The sequence below is a fragment of the Nocardiopsis sp. NPDC007018 genome (genome assembly GCF_040635075.1).
In the GTDB taxonomy this organism is placed as follows: domain Bacteria; phylum Actinomycetota; class Actinomycetes; order Streptosporangiales; family Streptosporangiaceae; genus Nocardiopsis.
The window spans coordinates 153,769-171,389 of the sequence record NZ_JBEYHA010000006.1 but is presented as its reverse complement, the minus strand read 5'-3'; the positions used below and the strand labels follow the sequence as shown (position 1 = coordinate 171,389).

12 protein-coding genes are annotated in these 17,621 nt (G+C 71.7%); 9 read left to right on the top strand and 3 right to left on the bottom strand.

Going from position 1 to position 17,621, the window contains the following annotated elements; translation table 11 throughout:
• The first annotated feature begins 197 nt into the window (after positions 1-197).
• From ABZ635_RS05110 to ABZ635_RS05095, 4 genes are all read left to right on the top strand, one after another.
• Positions 198-1,427, top strand: a complete 1,230-nt coding sequence (locus tag ABZ635_RS05110; RefSeq protein ID WP_357759128.1) for a maltose ABC transporter substrate-binding protein — start codon at positions 198-200, stop codon at positions 1,425-1,427.
• A 217-nt stretch (positions 1,428-1,644) separates the two neighbouring features.
• Entirely contained in the window at positions 1,645-2,892 is a 1,248-nt protein-coding gene (locus tag ABZ635_RS05105; protein ID WP_357759125.1) for a maltose ABC transporter substrate-binding protein, read from the top strand.
• Positions 2,893-2,894: 2 nt separating this feature from the next.
• Entirely contained in the window at positions 2,895-4,508 is a 1,614-nt protein-coding gene (locus ABZ635_RS05100; RefSeq protein ID WP_357759122.1) for an ABC transporter permease subunit, read from the top strand.
• Entirely contained in the window at positions 4,505-5,410 is a 906-nt protein-coding gene (locus tag ABZ635_RS05095; protein WP_357759120.1) for a sugar ABC transporter permease, read from the top strand. Before ABZ635_RS05100 ends, ABZ635_RS05095 begins: the two co-directional genes overlap by 4 nt.
• A 130-nt stretch (positions 5,411-5,540) precedes the next feature.
• On the opposite strand, the gene lepA is transcribed toward ABZ635_RS05095, so the two are convergent.
• A complete protein-coding gene (gene lepA, locus ABZ635_RS05090) occupies positions 5,541-7,382 on the bottom strand; it encodes a translation elongation factor 4 (RefSeq protein ID WP_357759117.1) in 1,842 nt (613 codons plus the stop codon).
• Positions 7,383-7,651: 269 nt separating this feature from the next.
• On the opposite strand from lepA, the gene ABZ635_RS05085 reads away from it, so the two are divergent.
• The 5 genes from ABZ635_RS05085 to holA all read left to right on the top strand — a co-directional run bounded on the left by ABZ635_RS05085 (position 7,652) and on the right by holA (position 14,012).
• The gene (locus tag ABZ635_RS05085; RefSeq protein ID WP_357759113.1) at positions 7,652-8,641 is read left to right on the top strand and encodes a hypothetical protein; all 990 of its coding nucleotides are present in this window, start codon (positions 7,652-7,654) and stop codon (positions 8,639-8,641) included.
• A gap of 246 nt (positions 8,642-8,887) precedes the next feature.
• Entirely contained in the window at positions 8,888-9,157 is a 270-nt protein-coding gene (gene rpsT / locus ABZ635_RS05080) for a 30S ribosomal protein S20 (protein ID WP_357759110.1), read from the top strand.
• Positions 9,158-9,296: 139 nt separating this feature from the next.
• Entirely contained in the window at positions 9,297-10,625 is a 1,329-nt protein-coding gene (locus ABZ635_RS05075) for a helix-hairpin-helix domain-containing protein (protein ID WP_357759107.1), read from the top strand.
• Between the two features lie 5 nt (positions 10,626-10,630).
• Entirely contained in the window at positions 10,631-12,961 is a 2,331-nt protein-coding gene (locus ABZ635_RS05070; protein ID WP_357759105.1) for a ComEC/Rec2 family competence protein, read from the top strand.
• Positions 12,962-13,049: 88 nt separating this feature from the next.
• On the top strand, positions 13,050-14,012 hold the full coding sequence (gene holA, locus ABZ635_RS05065) for a DNA polymerase III subunit delta (protein WP_357759103.1): 963 nt from the start codon (positions 13,050-13,052) through the stop codon (positions 14,010-14,012).
• Positions 14,013-14,135: 123 nt separating this feature from the next.
• On the opposite strand, the gene ABZ635_RS05060 is transcribed toward holA, so the two are convergent.
• Both ABZ635_RS05060 and hflX read right to left on the bottom strand, forming a co-directional pair.
• On the bottom strand, positions 14,136-15,344 hold the full coding sequence (locus ABZ635_RS05060) for an amidohydrolase family protein (RefSeq protein ID WP_357759100.1): 1,209 nt from the start codon (positions 15,342-15,344) through the stop codon (positions 14,136-14,138).
• A 445-nt stretch (positions 15,345-15,789) separates the two neighbouring features.
• Positions 15,790-17,301 carry a GTPase HflX gene (hflX, locus tag ABZ635_RS05055; protein ID WP_357759097.1) on the bottom strand — a complete coding sequence of 504 codons (1,512 nt, stop codon included), beginning with the start codon at positions 17,299-17,301 and terminating at the stop codon, positions 15,790-15,792.
• Positions 17,302-17,621 lie beyond the last annotated feature (320 nt).

Genomic DNA, 17,621 nt, shown 5'->3' with positions numbered 1-17,621 from the left:
CATGATGGGGGTGTCGACCCTGCTCTACCACCTGATGATCCGGCGGTGGTGACGGACGGGGGCCACCGTCGGCGGCTGCCCGGCCCGCACCCCGGGCCCGTCCAGGCGCGCGCGTGCGCCGGGACCCCTCCCTCACCTTCGCGGGGCACACCCCCGCCCGCTCGTCCGGGCCCCGCCAGACTTCTCTGGAGACCGTCTTGAGGTCACTGATCCCCCTGTGCTCGGCGGGACTGCTGCTCGCCCTGACCGCCTGCTCCACCGCCGACGACGCCGACGACTACTCGTCCGTTCCGCTGACCATCTGGGCCGACGAGGAGCGGGCCCAGGCCATGCGGACCTTCGCCGAGGCCTTCGCCCGGGACGCCAACCGGCAGGTGGAGGTGATCGTGGTGGACCACGAGGAGCTGCGTTCGAGCTTCCTGAGCGCGCACTCCACCGGTCTGGGCCCGGACCTGCTCGTGGGTCCGCACGACTGGACGGGCGAGCTGGCGTCGGCGGAGTCGATCGTCCCGGTGGGGTTGTCGGCCGACGACGCGGACCTGTTCTCGCCGGGCGCCCTGGACGCGGTGACCTACGACGGCCGGGTGTACGGGGTGCCCTACGCCACCGAGAACCTCGCGCTCTTCCGTAACACGGACCTGGTCCCGGAGGCGCCCGCCTCGCTGGAGGCACTGGTGGAGACCGGTACGGACCTGGTGGATTCGGGCGCGGTGGACCGCGCCCTGAGCCTCCAGGTGGGCGAGGAGGGGGACGCCTACCACATCCACCCGTTCTTCACGTCGGCCGGCGGCTACCTGTTCGGCGAGAACGCCTCGGGCGATCCCGACCCCACGGACCTGGGGGTGGCGGCACCGGAGTCGGTGGCGGCCTTCGAGCGGCTGGCGGAGCTCGGGGAGGAGGGTTCGGGGGTCCTGGACCGTGCCGTCGACTCGTCCAACGCCACCGAGGCGTTCACCTCGGGCCAGGCTCCGTTCCTGGTCAGCGGCCCGTGGAGCATCGCACCCACGCAGGAGGCGGGGGTACCTTTCGCGGTGGACCCGGTACCGGCGTTCGCCGAGGGGGACCCGGCGCGGCCACTCATCGGCGTGCAGGCCTTCTTCGTGGCCTCGGGGGCCAGCGACCCGGAGCTGTCGGAGAACCTGGCACGCACTTTCCTGGAGGACCCGGAGCTGTCGGTGATCCTGCACGAGGCCGACCCGCGCGTGCCCGCGCTCGACGCGGCGCTGGAGATGGTCTCCGACCAGGACCCGAACCTCGCGGCGTTCCAGCGCGCGGGCGAGGGCGGCCTCCCGATGCCCGCGATCCCGGAGATGGAGGCGGTATGGAGCCCGTTCTCACAGGCCAGCGCCGACATCATCGCCGGACGTGAGCCGTCCGAGGCCCTGGCCGAGGCGGAGCGGCTCATCCTGGAGGGTTTCGGTCCGTAGCGCCCTTGGGCCCACGGCGAGCGGGGCGACACGTTCCGTGCGGGGAGACCCGATCTGTTTCCGGGGTGTTTCCACATCTTTATCCACAGCGCCTGCAAAGACTTTCAAAGCCTGCAAGTTATTGCTAACGTCACATCACCACGCATGCCCGCAACGGCTCCGGTCCCCCCGGTGAACCGTATGCACCCCACCTCAGTCCTCCCGGAAGGAAGACACCATGAGATCCCGTAGCGCTTCGGCGGTCGCCGGTATGGCCGCGATCGCCCTGATGGCGACCGCGTGCGGCGGCGACGGTTCGGACGGGGGCGGCGACGACGCCGCCGAGGGCACCCTCGTCATCTGGTCCGACCCCGAGCGCGCCGACGCCATCCAGGGCGCGGCAGCCGAGTTCGCCGAGGCCAACGGCATCACGGTGGACGTCCAGGGCCTGGCCTTCGACGACATCCAGGGCGACCTCCTCAACGCCCACCAGGCGGGCAACGCCCCCGACATCTTCATCGGGGCGCACGACTGGACCGGCAACCTGGTCCGCAACGGCGCCGTCTCCCCCGTCGAGCTCACCGGTGACCAGGAGGGCGGCCTGGACGAGACCGCCGTCGAGGCGCTCACCTACGACGGCCAGCTCTTCGGCGTCCCGTACTCGCAGGAGAACATCTTCCTGCTGCGCAACACCGACCTGGCTCCCGACGCCCCCGAGACCTTCGAGGAACTCGTCGAGGTCGGCACCGAGCTCAAGGACGCCGGGGACACCAGCGAGGTCCTGGCCATGGCGATCGGGCAGGAGGGCGAGCCCTTCCGCATGAACGCCCTGTTCACCTCCGCGGGCGGCTACCTGTTCGGGCAGGACGACACCGGCACCTGGGACCCCTCCGACCTCGGCGTGGGTTCGGACGAGTCCATCGCCGCGATGGAACGGATCGCCGAGTTCGGCGAGGGCGGCGAAGGCGTGCTGCGCCGCTCCATCGACACCGAGAACGACGCCAACCTCTTCTACGAGGAGGAAGCGCCCTTCTTCATCGCCGGTCCGTGGAACATCGGTGACGCCAACGAGGCGGGCATCGACTTCGAGATCAGCCCCATCCCCGGCTTCGAGGGCGAGGCGCCGGCCAGCCCCTACATCGGCTACCACGCCTTCTTCGTCACCGAGGGCAGCGCCAACAGCGCCCTCGCCCAGGAGTTCGTGACCAACTACGTCACCGCCAGCGACTTCGTCCTCAGCCTCTACGAGGCCGACCCGCGCACCCCCGTGCAGGCCGAGGCCCTGGAGTCCGTCTCCGCCGACGACCCCACCATCGCCGCCATCGCCGAGGCCGGTGCCGACGGCATGCCGATGCCGTCCATCCCCGAGATGGGCGAGACCTGGGACCCGCTGGGCCAGGCCCAGGCCCAGGCCATCGCGGGCGGGGACGTGCGTGAGGCCATGGAGGCCGCCCACGACACCATCGCCGAGCAGATCGGCGGGTAGAGGTGGCCGCTTCCAGCCACGACAGCGCGGGCGCCCCCTCCCGGGCGCCCGCCCGTCCGCCGCTGCCCGGCGGGCGCTTCGCCGCCAGGGGGTCGACCGTCGGCCAGCTCGTCAAGATCGCCCTGCTCAGCGTGTTCACCGCCTTCGGCGTGTGGGCGGCCCTGCCCCTGTACGTGGCGGGCAACTGGTGGGGCATCGCCCTGGTCGCCGCGGTGGTCGGCCTGGTCTACTACGTCTACCTGTCTAAGCGCACCGTCCCGGCCAAGTACCTGGTCCCGGGCGTGGTGTTCCTGTTGGCGTTCCAGATCCTGCCGGTGCTCTACACGATGAGCACCTCCGTGACCAACCTCAGCGACGGACACCGGGGCGACAAGGCACGGGCGATCTCGGCCATCGAGGCGTTCTCGGTGACCCGCGACCCCGACTCCCCCGAGTACGTGCTCACCGTCGCCACCACGGGCGACCCCGACACCGGTGAGCTGGCGTTCCTGCTCACCGACGCCGAGGGTCACACCTACGTGGGCACCGAGGACGGTCTGGGCGACCTCGGCGGCGCCGACGTCGACGCGGCGGGGAAGGTGACCGACGCGTTCGGGTACACGATTCTCACCCCCGCCGAGGTGAACGCGCGCAGCGACGAGCTCCAGGAGTTCGCGGTTCCCACCGGCGACGGTTCGGGAATCCGTTCCAGCGGGCTGTCCAGCGCGTTCGAGGGCGGCGCGGTCCGCGTCTACGACCAGGACTGCGACTGCGTCACCGACTCCGAGACCGGCCAGGTCTACACCGCCGACAACGAACGCGGCGCCTTCTACAACGAGGACGGACAGCGGCTGGCGCAGGGCTGGCAGGTCAACGTGGGCCTCGACAACTTCGCCCGCTTCCTGTTCAACCCGACCTTCGCCGGTTCGTTCTTCGGCATCCTGCTGTGGAACCTGGTGTTCGCGGTGGCCGTCACCGGGCTCGTGTTCGTGGTGGGCCTGGGGATCGCCCTGACCCTGCACGTGCCGCGCATGCGCGGACGGGTGCTCTACCGCGTGCTGGTGATCCTGCCCTACGCGATGAGCTCGCTGGCCATGTACCTGCTGTGGCGGGACATGTTCAACACCGACTTCGGCCTGTTCAACCGGATGCTCGGGCTCCAGGTCGACTGGCTGGGCGACGTGTGGACCGCCAGGGCCGCCGTCATCCTCGCCAACGTGTGGCTGGGCTACCCGTACATGTTCCTGGTGGCCACCGGTGCGCTACAGGCCATCCCGCGCGAGCTGGGGCAGGCGGCGCAGATCGACGGCGCGGGCCCCTGGCAGGCCTTCCGGCACGTCACCCTGCCGTTGCTGATGGTCGCCATGACCCCGATCCTCATCGCCACGTTCGCTTTCAACTTCAACAACTTCAACGCGGTGTGGCTGATCACCAGGGGCGGACCGTTCTCGCCGGACAACCCGACGGCGGGCGGCACGGACCTGCTCATCACCTACACCTACCGGCTCGCCTTCAACGAGGCCACGGCCCAGTACGGGTACGCGGCGGCGCTCTCGGTGATGATCTTCCTGATCGTCTCCGTGATCTCCGTGGTCAGCCTCGGTCGGAGCAAGGCCCTCAAGGAGGTGGACCGATGACGGTCGGTGTGACCGAAGCGGCGCGCGCGACCCACACCCGGAGCGCGGGGACCCGGTTCGCCCTGTGGGCGCGCCGCCTGGGATGGCGGCACGCGGTCATGGTGGTGGTCGTGGCCTTCGCGATCTTTCCGGTGCTGTTCGTGGTCTCGGCCGCGCTCAACCCCCTGGGCACCCTGAGCAGCGCGCAGCTGTGGCCGACCGGGGCGAGCCTGGCCAACGCGCAGGACCTGTTCCGGAACACGCCGTTCACCACCTGGTACGCGAACTCGCTGTTCTTCGCGCTCACCAACGCCGCGGTGACGGTGCTGCTCTCGGCCCTGGCCGCCTACACCTTCAGCCGGATGCGGTTCAAGGGACGCCGGGTGGGCCTGATCGGCCTGCTCATCATCCAGATGTTCCCGCAGTTCCTGGCGATCGTGGCCATCTACCTGATGTTCTCCACCATCGGCGAGCTCTACCCCGCGATCGGCTTCGACACCCGGTGGGGTCTGCTGCTCGTGTACCTGGGCGGCGCACTGAGCATCAACACGTGGCTCATGAAGGGCTTCTTCGACACGGTGCCCAAGGAGCTGGACGAGTCGGCGCAGATCGACGGAGCCACCCACGCGCAGGTGTTCTTCCGGATCATGCTGCCGCTGGTGACCCCGGTGCTGGCGATCGTGGCACTGCTGGTGTTCATCTCCACCATCAACGAGTTCCTCATGGCCAGCGTGTTCCTGCGGGACACCGACGCCAAGACGCTGGGCCTGGGCCTCTACCAACTGGTCGCCTCACAGCGCAACGCCAACTTCGGCATGTTCGCCGTGGGGGCGCTGATGCTGTCCCTGCCCACGCTGATCGTGTTCTGGTTCCTCCAGCGCTACATCAGCGAGGGCCTGACCGCGGGCGCCGTCAAGGGGTAGGACGGTCCGCCCGGCGGACACCGCGTGTGCGGTCGCACGGCACACGACAGGAGGGGCGCTCCCTGACGGGGGCGCCCCTCCTTCGTCGGGTCACGGCCCGGTCGGCGTTCGTACCGACCGGGGCCGCCCCCTACTTCTTCTTCTTGTCCTCGGCGACGCTGGAGTCGGTGGACAGCGCCGAGATGAAGGCCTCCTGGGGCACCTCGACCCGGCCGACCATCTTCATCCGCTTCTTGCCCTCCTTCTGCTTCTCCAGCAGCTTGCGCTTACGGCTGATGTCGCCGCCGTAGCACTTGGAGAGCACGTCCTTGCGGATGGCGCGGATGTTCTCGCGGGCGATGACCCGGGCGCCGATGGCGGCCTGGACCGGCACCTCGAACTGCTGCCTCGGGATGAGCTCGCGCAGCTTCTTCGTCATCTCGACGCCGTAGGCGTACGCCTTCTCCTTGTGGACGATCGCGGAGAACGCGTCCACGGGCTCGCCCTGGAGGAGGATGTCCACCTTGACCAGGTCGGCCCGCTGCTCGCCGATGGGCTCGTAGTCCAGGGAGGCGTACCCCTTGGTACGGGACTTGAGGGCGTCGAAGAAGTCGAAGACGATCTCGGCCATGGGGAGCGTGTACCGCATCTCCACGCGGTCCTCGGACAGGTAGTCCATGCCCTGGAGCTCGCCGCGGCGGTCCTGGCACAGCTCCATGATCTGGCCGATGTGGTCCGAGGGGCTCAGGACCGTGGCCTTGACCATCGGCTCGTAGATGCCGTCGACCTTGCCCGTGGGGAACTCGCTGGGGTTGGTCACCACGTGCTCGGCGCCGTCCTCCATCTCCACCCGGTAGATCACGTTGGGCGCGGTGGAGATGAGGTCGAGGTTGAACTCGCGCTCCAGGCGGGCCCGGGTGATCTCCAGGTGCAGCAGGCCGAGGAAGCCGCAGCGGAAGCCGAAGCCCAGCGCGGCGGAGGTCTCCGGCTCGAAGGCCAGGGCCGCGTCGTTGAGCTGGAGCTTCTCCAGGGCGTCGCGCAGCACCGGGTAGTCGGTGCCCTCGATCGGGTACAGGCCCGAGAACACCATGGGCTTGGGTTCCTGGTACCCGCCGAGCATCTCCGTGGCGGGCTTGGCCAGGGAGGTGATGGTGTCACCCACCTTGGACTGGCGCACGTCCTTCACACCGGTGATGATGTAGCCGACCTCGCCCACGCCCAGGCCCGCGCTCTTGGTGGGCTCGGGCGAGCTGACGCCGATCTCCAGGATCTCGTGGGAGGCCTTGGTGGACATCATCTGGATGCGCTCGCGTGGGCTGAGGTAGCCGTCCACGACCCGCACGTAGGTGACCACGCCGCGGTAGGTGTCGTAGACCGAGTCGAAGATCATCGCGCGGGCCGGGGCGTCGGCCACGCCGACCGGCGCCGGGATCTGGTTGACGATCTCGTTGAGCAGGTCCTCGACGCCCTCGCCGGTCTTGGCGCTGACCTTGAGCACGTCGGAGGCCTCGCAGCCGATGATCCCGGCCAGCTCCTCAGCGTACTTCTCGGGCTGCGCGGCGGGCAGGTCGATCTTGTTCAGGACCGGGATGATCGTGAGGTCGTTCTCCAGCGCCATGTAGAGGTTGGCGAGGGTCTGGGCCTCGATGCCCTGCGCGGCGTCGACGAGCAGGATCGCGCCCTCACAGGCGGCCAGGGAGCGCGACACCTCGTAGGTGAAGTCGACGTGGCCCGGGGTGTCGATGAGGTCGAGCGTGTAGGTCTGGTCGTCCACCGCGGTGAACGGGATGCGCACGGCCTGCGACTTGATGGTGATGCCGCGCTCGCGCTCGATGTCCATGCGGTCCAGGTACTGGGCGCGCATCTGACGGTCCTCGACGACGCCGGTGATCTGGAGCATCCGGTCGGCCAGCGTCGACTTGCCATGGTCGATGTGCGCGATGATGCAGAAGTTGCGGATCAGCGCGGGATCGGTCCAGTTCGGCTGTGCCACCGTGCTCCGTTCACAGGGTTGGGTGTGGGTCGTCGTGCGCCCGGGGAGGCGCCGCCCCGCCGGGCTCTCGGTGATGGGAGGACCATCCGGCCACGGCATCGTCCATCATCCCACGGCGCCGAGACCGTCCTCACCGGATACGTCCGGTGGGGATACGGCAGTATGGGCGCGAGCGCGGGACCTGGGACCAGATTATGCGACCCGGGACCGGGAACGGGCGACGCGGGTGCCGAGCGACGAGGGCGCCGGACGAGAGCGGGTGGCGCAGGGTGAAGTGGCTTCTGAAGCGGTTGCTGGCCGGTGTGGCGGCGGTCCTGGTCGTGGTGGTGGGCGCGGGAGCGCTGCTGGTCTACCAGTTCGCGGGGTCTCCGGAGGAGTGGGCCGCCTCCCAGGGGGCGGACGCGGCCTGGGTGGGCTCGTGGGAGGACACCCGGTCGCTGGAGGGGCTGCTCGACACCGGGTCCGTGAGCACCCTGTACGTGTACGCGGGCGAGGTGGACGCGGCCGGCGGGGTGGAACGCACGCCCGACACGGCCGCGCTGCTGTCCTGGCTGGACGCGAACTTCCCCGACGTGGAGGCCCTCGCCTGGCTGCGGCACGTGGAGTCGGGGTCCTCCCTCATCAGGGACCGGTTCGACTCCGCCGCTCGTGAGGCCCTGGCCCCGGCCGTCGCCGAGGTGGGCGCGGACGGGTTCGACGGGGTGCACCTGGAGGTGCGTCCGGTGACGGTGAACGACCCGTCCCTGCCCGCGCTCGTGGAACTGGTGCGCGAGGAGCTGGACGAGGACTCCGTGCTGTCCGTGCAGGCCCACCACGTGGAGCTGGTGCCGGGCGGCCGGGTGCCATCCTTCGTCGCGGGCGGTGAGGAGAAGTACTGGTCCAAGGGCTACCTGGACCGGGTGACGGAGCACGCCGACCAGGTGGTGCTGCCCGGGGTGGGCGCGAACATGCCCTCGGCCGGGCTGTACGGCGGCTTCATGGTGCGCCAGGTGACCGAGGCGGTGACGGCGCTGCGCACGCGCGAGGACGTCACCGTACGGTTCGGGGTGCCGACCTACACCAGCCGGACGTGGGGCCCGGCGACCGGGAACGAGACCGCGCTGACCGCGCTCGCCGCCGTGCGACTGGGGATGTCGCGTGTGGAGGAGGTTCCCGAGACCATGACCCTGGGGGTTTCCCTGTACCTGGTGGACGAGGCCGAGGAGGGCGACCTGACCGCCTACCGGACGGCGTGGCTGTCCCCGGTGGACCGGGAGTGAGGCCGTGTGGTGACCGGGCCCACGGGCCCGAAGGCGCGGGTCGTCCCCCCGGGGTCCCGAGTGGTCCGCCCGGTGCGGCATACTGAGAAGTCCGTGTCTCGGACTTCCACGTTCGAATTTGAGCCCTGTGGACTCACACACACCCTGCGTCGGCGCCCACGCAGGCCTCTCATGGAACGGCTGCCCATGGGATGAGCCGCCTGTTCGACCGACGCGAAGATCACAGTAACTGGAGCACGTTTTCGCATGGCGAACATCAAGTCGCAGAAGAAGCGCATTCGGCAGAACGAGAAGGCTCGTGTCCGCAACCAGGCGGTGCGCTCTTCCCTGAAGACGGCCGTTCGGAAGTTCCGCGAAGCTGCCGAGGCCGGGAACGTCGAGCAGGCCACCGTCGCGCAGCGTGACGCCGCTCGCGCCCTGGACAAGGCCAGCAGCAAGGGCGTCATCCACAAGAACCAGGCCGCGAACCGCAAGAGCGCGATCGCCAAGCGCCTGCACGACCTGCAGTCCGCCTAGGACCCAGGTACACGGCTTCTGAGGGGCCCGGTCCGTGGGACCGGGCCCTTCGCCGTGCCCGGGGGAGGCCCGCGGCCCGGTTGTCCACAGGCGGGGATCGCCCGGTGACAGACGGTCCCGACCTGCCTAGCGTTGAACCATGGCCCCTTCGCGCCGGTCACGGCGTACTCCCGCCCCGCCCGACCCCGAGGAACGGCTGCGCACGCTCGGCCTGGACTCCGTTCCCGGCCCGGTGGACCCGGGCGGCCGGTCGTGGTCGCCCTCCGATCCCGTGGCCGCCCTGCCCCGGCCGCCCTACGCGGTCGGCGCGGACGGGGAACCCCCGCCCTCCCGGGCTGCCGGTCACGATCCGGGGCCGCACCGGCGTTCCCCGTCCCCGCCGGGCCCGTTGTGGGAGGGGTGGTCCGGGGCGGCCCCGGACACCGGGGAGGACGATCCGGCGTCCGCGTCCACCGTTCCGACCTCCCCGGCCGGGGCACCGGACGGTGCGAGGGCCCCCTCCCCCGCCTCGCGGGGCGGACCTCCCGGGCGGGTGAGCGGTCCCGGGGCTCCGGCGGCGCGGAGCTCTCACGACGGCGCGCGCCCGAGTGGCCGCGACGGCTCGACCGGGCGCCCCCGGCTCCCGACCCACGGCCGGAACGGGTCCCCCACCGAGCCCGAGCCCGGCTCCGCGCGCACTGGCCACGACGACACCGACCACGTCCGCCAGAAGCGCGGGGGGCCGCCCGGGCCCACCGAGCCGGAGCCGGTCCGGCCGCCCTCCGGGTACACGGAGCTGGCGCCCGAGTCTGCCGTCTCCGCCCTGGAGCGCGTCGCCGCCAGCTGGGGCTCGCGGACGGCGTTGTCCCGGCGCGCCGTGGCGGCCCTGGCGGTGCTGTGCGCGCTCGCCGTGGTGAGCGCCCTCCTGTTCCTGCGGGAGCGGCCCGCCGAGGTGACCGTGTCCGCGCCGGAGGGCGGGGGCGCGCCCGCCGGGGGCTCGGCTCCGCCCTCGCCCGCCGACGGCGCGGAGGCCGTGCCCGTGCCCGACGGAGAGGCCGTGCCCGAGGGCGACGTGGTGGTGCACGTGGGCGGCGAGGTGGCCGAGCCCGGCCTGTACACGATGCCCGGGGGGTCGCGTGTGGCCGACGCCGTCGAGGAGGCGGGCGGTGCGCTGCCCGACGCCGACCTGGACCTGGTCAACCTGGCCCGGCCGCTGACCGACGGGGAACGCGTCCTCGTGGGCGTCCCGCCGCCGGAGGGCGAGGCGCAGGCCGGTGTCGGGGGCGGCCCGGCACCGGTCGACCTCAACCGTGCCGACCAGTCCGCCCTGGAGACCCTGCCCGGGATCGGCGAGAAGAAGGCACGGCAGATCCTCGCCCACCGCGAGGCCCTCGGCGGCTCCTTCGGCAGCGTCGAGGACCTGTTGGGGGTCGACGGCATCGCGGAGAAGACCTTCCGCACCCTCGAACCCCACGTGACGGTGGGGTGAGCGCCGTGGCCAGCTGGCTGGGGACCGACGCCCACGGCATGGACCGTCCGCGCGATCTGCGGCTGCTCCTGCCCGCCGTCGCCGCCTGGCTGGCGGCGCTCGGCGCCCTGGCCCTGCCTCCGTGGCTGTCCTGGCTCCTGGCGGGGGTGCTGGGCTGCGCGGCCCTGGCCGCGCTCACGGTGACCCGTCCCGCCTTGGAGGCCCCGGTGCTGGCGGTGGTCGCCGCACTGGCCTGCGCGGCGACGGTGGCGGCCGTGACCGGTACCCACGTGCACCGGACGGCGTCCAGCGCCGCCGTGGCGGCGGTGGAACACGACGGTGAGACGACCTTCCGAGCGGTGGTCTCCACCGACCCCCGCGCCCGGGCGGGGATGCCGCGCCCCGGCCGCGCCGCATGGGTGGTGCCGGCGCGTACCGCGTGGGTGCGGGTGGAGGGGGCGGAGCGGGCGTCGCGGGCCCCGGTGGTGGTGCTGGCCTCCGGCCCCGGCTGGTCGGAGCTGTTGCCCGGTCAGTCCTTCGAGGCCCGGGGCTCGTTCCTGGCCACGGACGCCGACCCGTTGACGGCCTCGCTGGTCCTCGTGCGCGGTCCCCCTGAGCGGGTGGAGCCGCCCGGAGGGCTCCAGGCGTTTGCGGGCGGGGTCCGGTCCGGTCTGCGGGAGGCCTCCTCGGGGCTGCCCCAACCGGAGCGGGGGCTGCTCCCGGCACTGATCGTCGGCGACGTGTCGTCGTTGCCGGAACGGACCGCCGAGGACTTCCGCGCCACCGGGATGACCCACCTGCTGACGGTGAGCGGCGCCAACCTCGCGATCCTGACCGGGTTCGTGCTGGGGCTGGTGCGGTGGGCGCGGGCTCCCGCCTGGTGCGCCGTGCTGGGCGGGGCCCTGATGATCTGGGTGTTCGTCCTGGTCTGCCGCCCGGAACCCAGCGTGGTGCGGGCGGCGTTCATGGGGTCGTTGGGCCTGTGGGCGCTCGCCGCGGGGCGGGAGCACGCCGGGTTGCGGGCCCTGTGCGTCACGGTGGTGGGGGTGCTGTTCGTGGCGCCGGGACTGGCCGCTTCCTACGGGTTCGCGCTGTCGGTGCTGGCCACGGCGGGCATCCTGCTGCTCGTACCGGGGTGGACCCGGGTGTGGTCGGCGCGCTGGCCCCGCCCGGTCGCCGAGGCCCTGGCGGTCGCGGTGGCGGCCCAGGTGGCGGTGGCCCCGGTGCTGGTGCTGCTGTCCGGTGAGGTGTCGTGGGTGGCGGTCCCGGCCAACGTCCTGGCCGCGCCGGTGGTGGCGGTGGTGACGGTGGCGGGTTCGGCGTTGACCGCGCTGGCCTCGGTGTGGCCCGGCGCCGCCGCGTTCCTGGCGCCCCTGCCCGGATGGGGGGTGTCCTGGATCGCCCTGGTGGCGCGGGTCGGGGCGGGCGTCCCGTTCGGCGCCCTGCCCTGGCGGTCGGACGTGGCGGGTGCCCTGGTGCTGGCCGTGGTGCTGTCGGTGTTCCTGGTGACCCGCGGCCTGGTCCGCAGGGTGCTCGCCGCCGGGGCCGTGGCGGTGCTGGTCCTGGGTTTGGCGGCCCGCTGCGTACCGGGCGGGTGGCCTCCGCCGGGGTGGGCCCTGGTCGCCTGCGACGTGGGCCAGGGTGACGCGTTCGTGCTGTCGGCGGGGCGCGGGGAGGCGGTGGTCTTCGACACGGGGGACGACCCGGACCTGGTGGACGCCTGCCTGGGGCGCCTGGGAGTGCGCGGGGTCGCGCTGCTGGTCCTGAGCCACGACCACGCCGACCACGTCGACGGCGTACCCGGGGTGCTGCGGCACCGGAGGGTCGCGGTCGCGCTGGCCCCGCCGGGGTTCGGTCAGGGCGCGGTGGGGCGGCTGCTGGAGGAGGAGGGGGTGCGACTGGAGGAGGGCGAGCGGGGGCGACGGTACCGCGCGGGTCCGTGGCTACTACGGGTGCTCTGGCCCACCAGCGGGTTCGTGGGTTCGGTGAACGACTCCTCACTGGTGGTGCGCGCGGACGGACCGCACATGTCGGTGCTGTTCACCGGGGACGTCGAGGAGCAGGGCCAGGAGGCCCTGCTGCGCGAGCCGGAACCGGAGCTGTTGTCGGTGACCGTGCTGACCACGCCCCACCACGGGGCGAACACGCAGTCCACGGCCTTCCTGACCGCCACCGGCGCGACGGTGGCGGTCACCTCGGCGGGCAGGGGGAACGCCTACGGACACCCGACCCCGTTCACGGTGGGTGTGCTGGAGGGGGTGGTGCGGGCGCACGCGCGGACCGACCTCGACGGCGACGTCGCCGTCCTGGGCGACCCGGTGCGGGTGGCCGTCCGGGGTCCGGGGCCCGATCCGTAGCGTCTGGGAGCGGGCCCCGCCGGGTCGGGCGGCCGCGGCGGGGGTGATCGGGCACCGGTTGGTCGGCGGGGCGTGGCATCCTCGTTGTATGCCTGCACCCGCCCTCATCACGCTCATCGTCGGCGACGAGGAGCTCCTCGTCGACCGGGCCGTGGCCGCCGTCGTCGCCTCGGCCCGCGAGGAGGACCCCGAGGTGGACGTCCACGACCTCGTGCCCTCCCAGGTCGGCCCGACCACCCTGGTGGAGGTCACCTCCCCCTCGCTCTTCGGCGACCGCCGGGTGGTGGTGATCCGCTCTTCCCAGGACCTGGTCAAGGACCTCGCGGCAACCGTCACGGACTACCTCCGTGCCCCCGCCGACGACGTGTTCATGGTGCTCACCCACGCGGGCGGGGCCAAGGGCAAGGCACTGCTCCAGGCCGCGGTGAAGGCGGGGGCCCTGAGGGTGGACTGCAAGGGGCCCACGAAGGGGCCCGAGCGGGTCGCCTTCGTCAAGGGCGAGTTCTCCTCCGCAGGTCGGCAGATCACCTCCGACGCCGCCCAGGCACTGGTGGACGCCGTCGGTACCGAGCTGCGCGAGATCGCCGCCGCCTGCACCCAGTTGATCGCCGACACCCAGGGCCGGGTGGACGCGGCGGCGGTGGCCCGCTACCACTCCGGCAAGGCGGAGGCCTCCGGATTCAGCGTCGCCGACCGGGCCGTGGAGGGGCGTCTGGCCGAGGCCCTGGAACAGCTGCGGTGGTCGCTCGCGGTGGGTACCGCACCGGTGCTCATCAACAGCGCGCTGGCCGGGGCGGTACGCGGGATCGCGGTGGCCGCCCAGCCGCCGCGCGGCATGAACGAGGCCGAACTGGCCAAACGGGCCAAGGTGCCCCCGTGGAAGCTGCGGACCCTGCGCCAGCAGGCCCGGGGATGGAGCGCGGCCGGGGTGACCCGGGCCATGGCGGTCATCGCGGAGACCGACGCGCTGATCAAGGGCGCCGGACGCGACCCCGAGTACGCGCTGGAGCGCGCGGTGATCGAGATCGCCCGCGCCCGGGGCGCCCGCTGACCGGAAGACCACCACACCTCCCAGCACTCGTGTGCCGGAGAGAGGGAGTTCCACGACGGGCGCCGACCCGGGGATGGGCACCTCCCGGAACGCGCGTGGTGCGGTCGCTCCGCCGGGGCGACCTCAGCGGATGGTGCGGCCACCCTGCCACACGCGCAGGGTGTGCAGGCCCATGGACCACGCGAAGGCGCCCTCGTGGTCGGCGTCCCACTGCACGAGGTCGGCCAGCATGCCCGGGGCGAGCATGCCCCGGTCGTTGAGGCCCAGGGCGTGCGCGCTACCCGCGGTGGCCGCGTTGAGGGCTTCCTGCACGGTCATCTCGAACATGGACACGGCCAGGGAGATGACCAACGGCATGGACGTGGTACCGGACTGCCCGGGGTTGTGGTCGGTGCCCAGGCCCACGGGGACGCCGTGGTCGAGCAGCGCGCGCACCGGCGGGGTGCGGCGTTCGTGCAGGGCGGTGGTGGGACAGGCCACGACGGGCGTGCGGGTGGCCGCCAACGCCAGCAGGTCCTCGTCGTCGGCCTCGTGCAGGAGGTCCACCGAGGAGCAGCCGAGCTCGGCCGCCATCCGGACCGCTCCGTGGCGGGGCCGTGAGCAGGCGTGCAGCGTGGTGCGCAGGCCCACCGACTGGCCCACCCCCAGGAGCAGGTGGGCGTCCTCGGTGGTGAACTGCTGGTTGTCGCAGTAGACGTCCACCCCGTCGGCTCCGGCCATGGCGGCGTCGCTGAGCCAGGAGGCGGCGGTGGCCACGTACTCCTTGGGGCGGCCGAAGAACTCCGGCGGGACGCCGTGCGCGGGGAAGAAGGTGACGTGCAGCCGGGGCATGCCGGGCTCCTCCTCCAGGGAGCGCAGCAGGCGCACGTCGGCGAGCTCGCCGTCCCGGGTGAGGTGGTAGCCGGTCTTGGCCTCCACGGTGGTGCTGCCGGAGAGCACCCAGTGCCGCAGGCGTTCCCGTACGGCGTTGCACAGCGTCCAGGGGTCGGTCCCCCGGGTGATGGTGACGGTCGTGGACACCCCGCCCCCGGCGGCGAAGATGTCGGCTCGGGTCGCGCCCTTGGCCCACATGTTGACCTCGGCGTAGCGGTCGCCCGCGTAGACGGGGTGGCAGTGGGCGTCGACCAGTCCGGGGGTGATGAGTCCGCCGCCGATGTTGACGACCTCGTCGACGTCGGTGAGGTCCTCCATCACCCCGGGGATGCGCTGGGGGAGCTCCGCGGCCGGGCCGACCCAGGCGATCCGGTCGTTGTCCATGAGGAGGGCGGCCTTGGTGAGCAGCTCGTTCCCGGTCCACAGGCGACCGATGTTGGTGAGGAGTACTACCGTCATGGGGGTCGCCGGTCAGTTCCGCGGCGACACACGCGGAGCGGGGACGTGGCGTGCGCGGGCGGGCATGGCGACCTCGTATCTGGATGCGATTCCGACAGGGCCGAGGGCGACCCGGAGTCGCCTCGCGGTGCCGTGACAGTGGGGGTGCGCGTTGGCCCGGGGGGACAGCGATCACTGCCGGCCAGTGCTCCAAAACCGTAGTCCATCCCCGGAGTCCGTGTACACCTCTCCAGGCGGACGAATGCGAGCGTTACCGAGCGAAACTCGCAAGCCCGCAGGGTGACGAAGGCCACCCGACCTCCCGAACTGCCCGTCCTTGCCGTGTGCGGCGTTCGGGACGGTTCTCGGGAACGCGAGGTCCGGCCCGCTGCCGCCGGGAGAGGGGGCCCGAACGCACGGCGGCCGGGACGTCGCGTGGACGTCCCGGCCGGGTGGTCGCCTGGCCTCAGGCGTTGCTGGGCGTGTACTCGTCGAGCTTGGCGGCGAGCAGCGCGGGGACGAAGGCGTGCAGCGCCGTCCCCTCGGCCGTGTGCTCCTCGCTCAGGATGCGGCCCTCCTCGTGGGCCCTGGCGATGAGGTCGCCCCGCGAGTACGGGACGAGCGCGCGCACCTCCTTGGCGAGCTCGGGGAGCGCGTCGGCCAGCGCGGTGACCAGATCGGGCACCCCCTCGCCGGTGCGCGCGGAGACCTCGACCAGGTCGGGGTAGCGGGTGCGCAGCGTCCTGAGGGTGTCGGGGTCGGCGGCGTCGACCTTGTTCACCACGATGAGCTCGGGCACGTCGACGGCCTCGATCTCGGCGAACACCTCGCGGACCGCGCTGATCTGCTGTTCGGGGTCGGGGTGCGAGCCGTCAACCACGTGCAGGATCAGGTCGGAGTCGGCGACCTCCTCCAGGGTGGAGCGGAACGCCTCCACCAGCTGGTGCGGCAGGTGCCGGACGAAGCCGACGGTGTCGCTCAGGGTGAAGCCCCGGCCGTCGGGCGTGCGCGCCTGGCGGACGGTCGGGTCGAGGGTGGCGAACAGGGCGTTCTCCACCAGGACCCCGGCACCGGTGAGCCGGTTGAGCAGGCTCGACTTGCCTGCGTTGGTGTATCCGGCGATCGCCACCGAGGGCACCTCGCGGGTACGCCGGACGTCCTTCTTGACATCGCGCGCGGTACGCATGTGGGCGAGCTGACGGCGCAGCTTGGCCATCTTGTCGTTGATGCGTCGGCGGTCGGTCTCGATCTTGGTCTCACCGGGTCCGCGCAGTCCCACGCCGCCGCCCGCGCCGCCACCGCCGGAGCCGCCGGCCTGTCGGGACAGCGAGTCGCCCCAACCGCGCAGGCGCGGCAGCAGGTAGTTGAGCTGGGCGAGTTCGACCTGGGCCTTGCCCTCGCTGCTGCTGGCGTGCTGGGCGAAGATGTCGAGGATCAGGGCGGTGCGGTCGACCACCTTGACCTTGACGACCTCCTCCAGTTGGCGCAGCTGGCCCGGGGTGAGTTCGCCGTCGCAGATGACGGTGTCGGCACCGGTCGCCTCGACGATGTCGCGCAGTTCGGCGGCCTTGCCCTTGCCGACGTAGGTTGCGGGGTCGGGCTTGGACCGGCGCTGGGTGAGTCCTTCGAGGACGAGGGCGCCCGCCGTCTCGGCGAGTGCGGCCAGCTCGGTCAGCGAGTTGTCGGCGTCGGTCTGGTTGCCCCTGGTCCAGACGCCGATGAGCACGACACGTTCGAGCCGGAGCTTACGGTTCTCGACCTCGGTGACGTCGGTGAGCTCGGTGGACAGGCCCTGGACGCGGCGGAGCGCGTGCCGTTCGGCCAGTTCCATCTCGCCCTGGTCGGGCGCGTGGCCCTGGTCCTCGTGGTGGTCACCGCCGGTGGCGGCGCCACCGGTGGTGCTCTCCTCACGGAGGTCGTCCGCGCCGTGGGCCCCGTGGCCCGCGCGGTCGCTTCCGTGGGTGTCAGCTGTATTCATATCCCTCCAGGTGGGTCAACGCGTACGCCGCCGTCGTTCTTCCCGGAGCGGGTGGGCGGCCCCGTGGCCACGATGCTCGCACCTCCGCTCGGGCGGGGCATCCGAATTATCGCAGGGAACGTGACACAGGCCATGTCTCGACTCGGGCGCGTGAGACGCTGGGAGTAGATCGGACACTCAAGAAGCGCAGAACTTTCGGAGAAACTTTGGGCATACTTCCGAGACGATGAAGATCTCCACTGATCAAGCGTGTGAGTGACGTTGACCGCTCGACATCAAGATAGTAGCTTCATTTCCACATCCCAGAAGCTTGTTTCGTA

Bases quoted from the DNA above. Each gene is read 5' to 3' on its own strand.
- ABZ635_RS05075 (WP_357759107.1), top strand. From the start codon at position 9,297: ATGGCCCCTTCGCGCCGGTCACGGCGTACTCCCGCCCCGCCCGACCCC.
- ABZ635_RS05105 (WP_357759125.1), top strand. From the start codon at position 1,645: ATGAGATCCCGTAGCGCTTCGGCGGTCGCCGGTATGGCCGCGATCGCC.
- rpsT (WP_357759110.1), top strand. From the start codon at position 8,888: ATGGCGAACATCAAGTCGCAGAAGAAGCGCATTCGGCAGAACGAGAAG.
- hflX (WP_357759097.1), bottom strand. From the start codon at position 17,301: ATGAATACAGCTGACACCCACGGAAGCGACCGCGCGGGCCACGGGGCC.
- holA (WP_357759103.1), top strand. From the start codon at position 13,050: ATGCCTGCACCCGCCCTCATCACGCTCATCGTCGGCGACGAGGAGCTC.
- ABZ635_RS05095 (WP_357759120.1), top strand. From the start codon at position 4,505: ATGACGGTCGGTGTGACCGAAGCGGCGCGCGCGACCCACACCCGGAGC.
- ABZ635_RS05060 (WP_357759100.1), bottom strand. From the start codon at position 15,344: ATGACGGTAGTACTCCTCACCAACATCGGTCGCCTGTGGACCGGGAAC.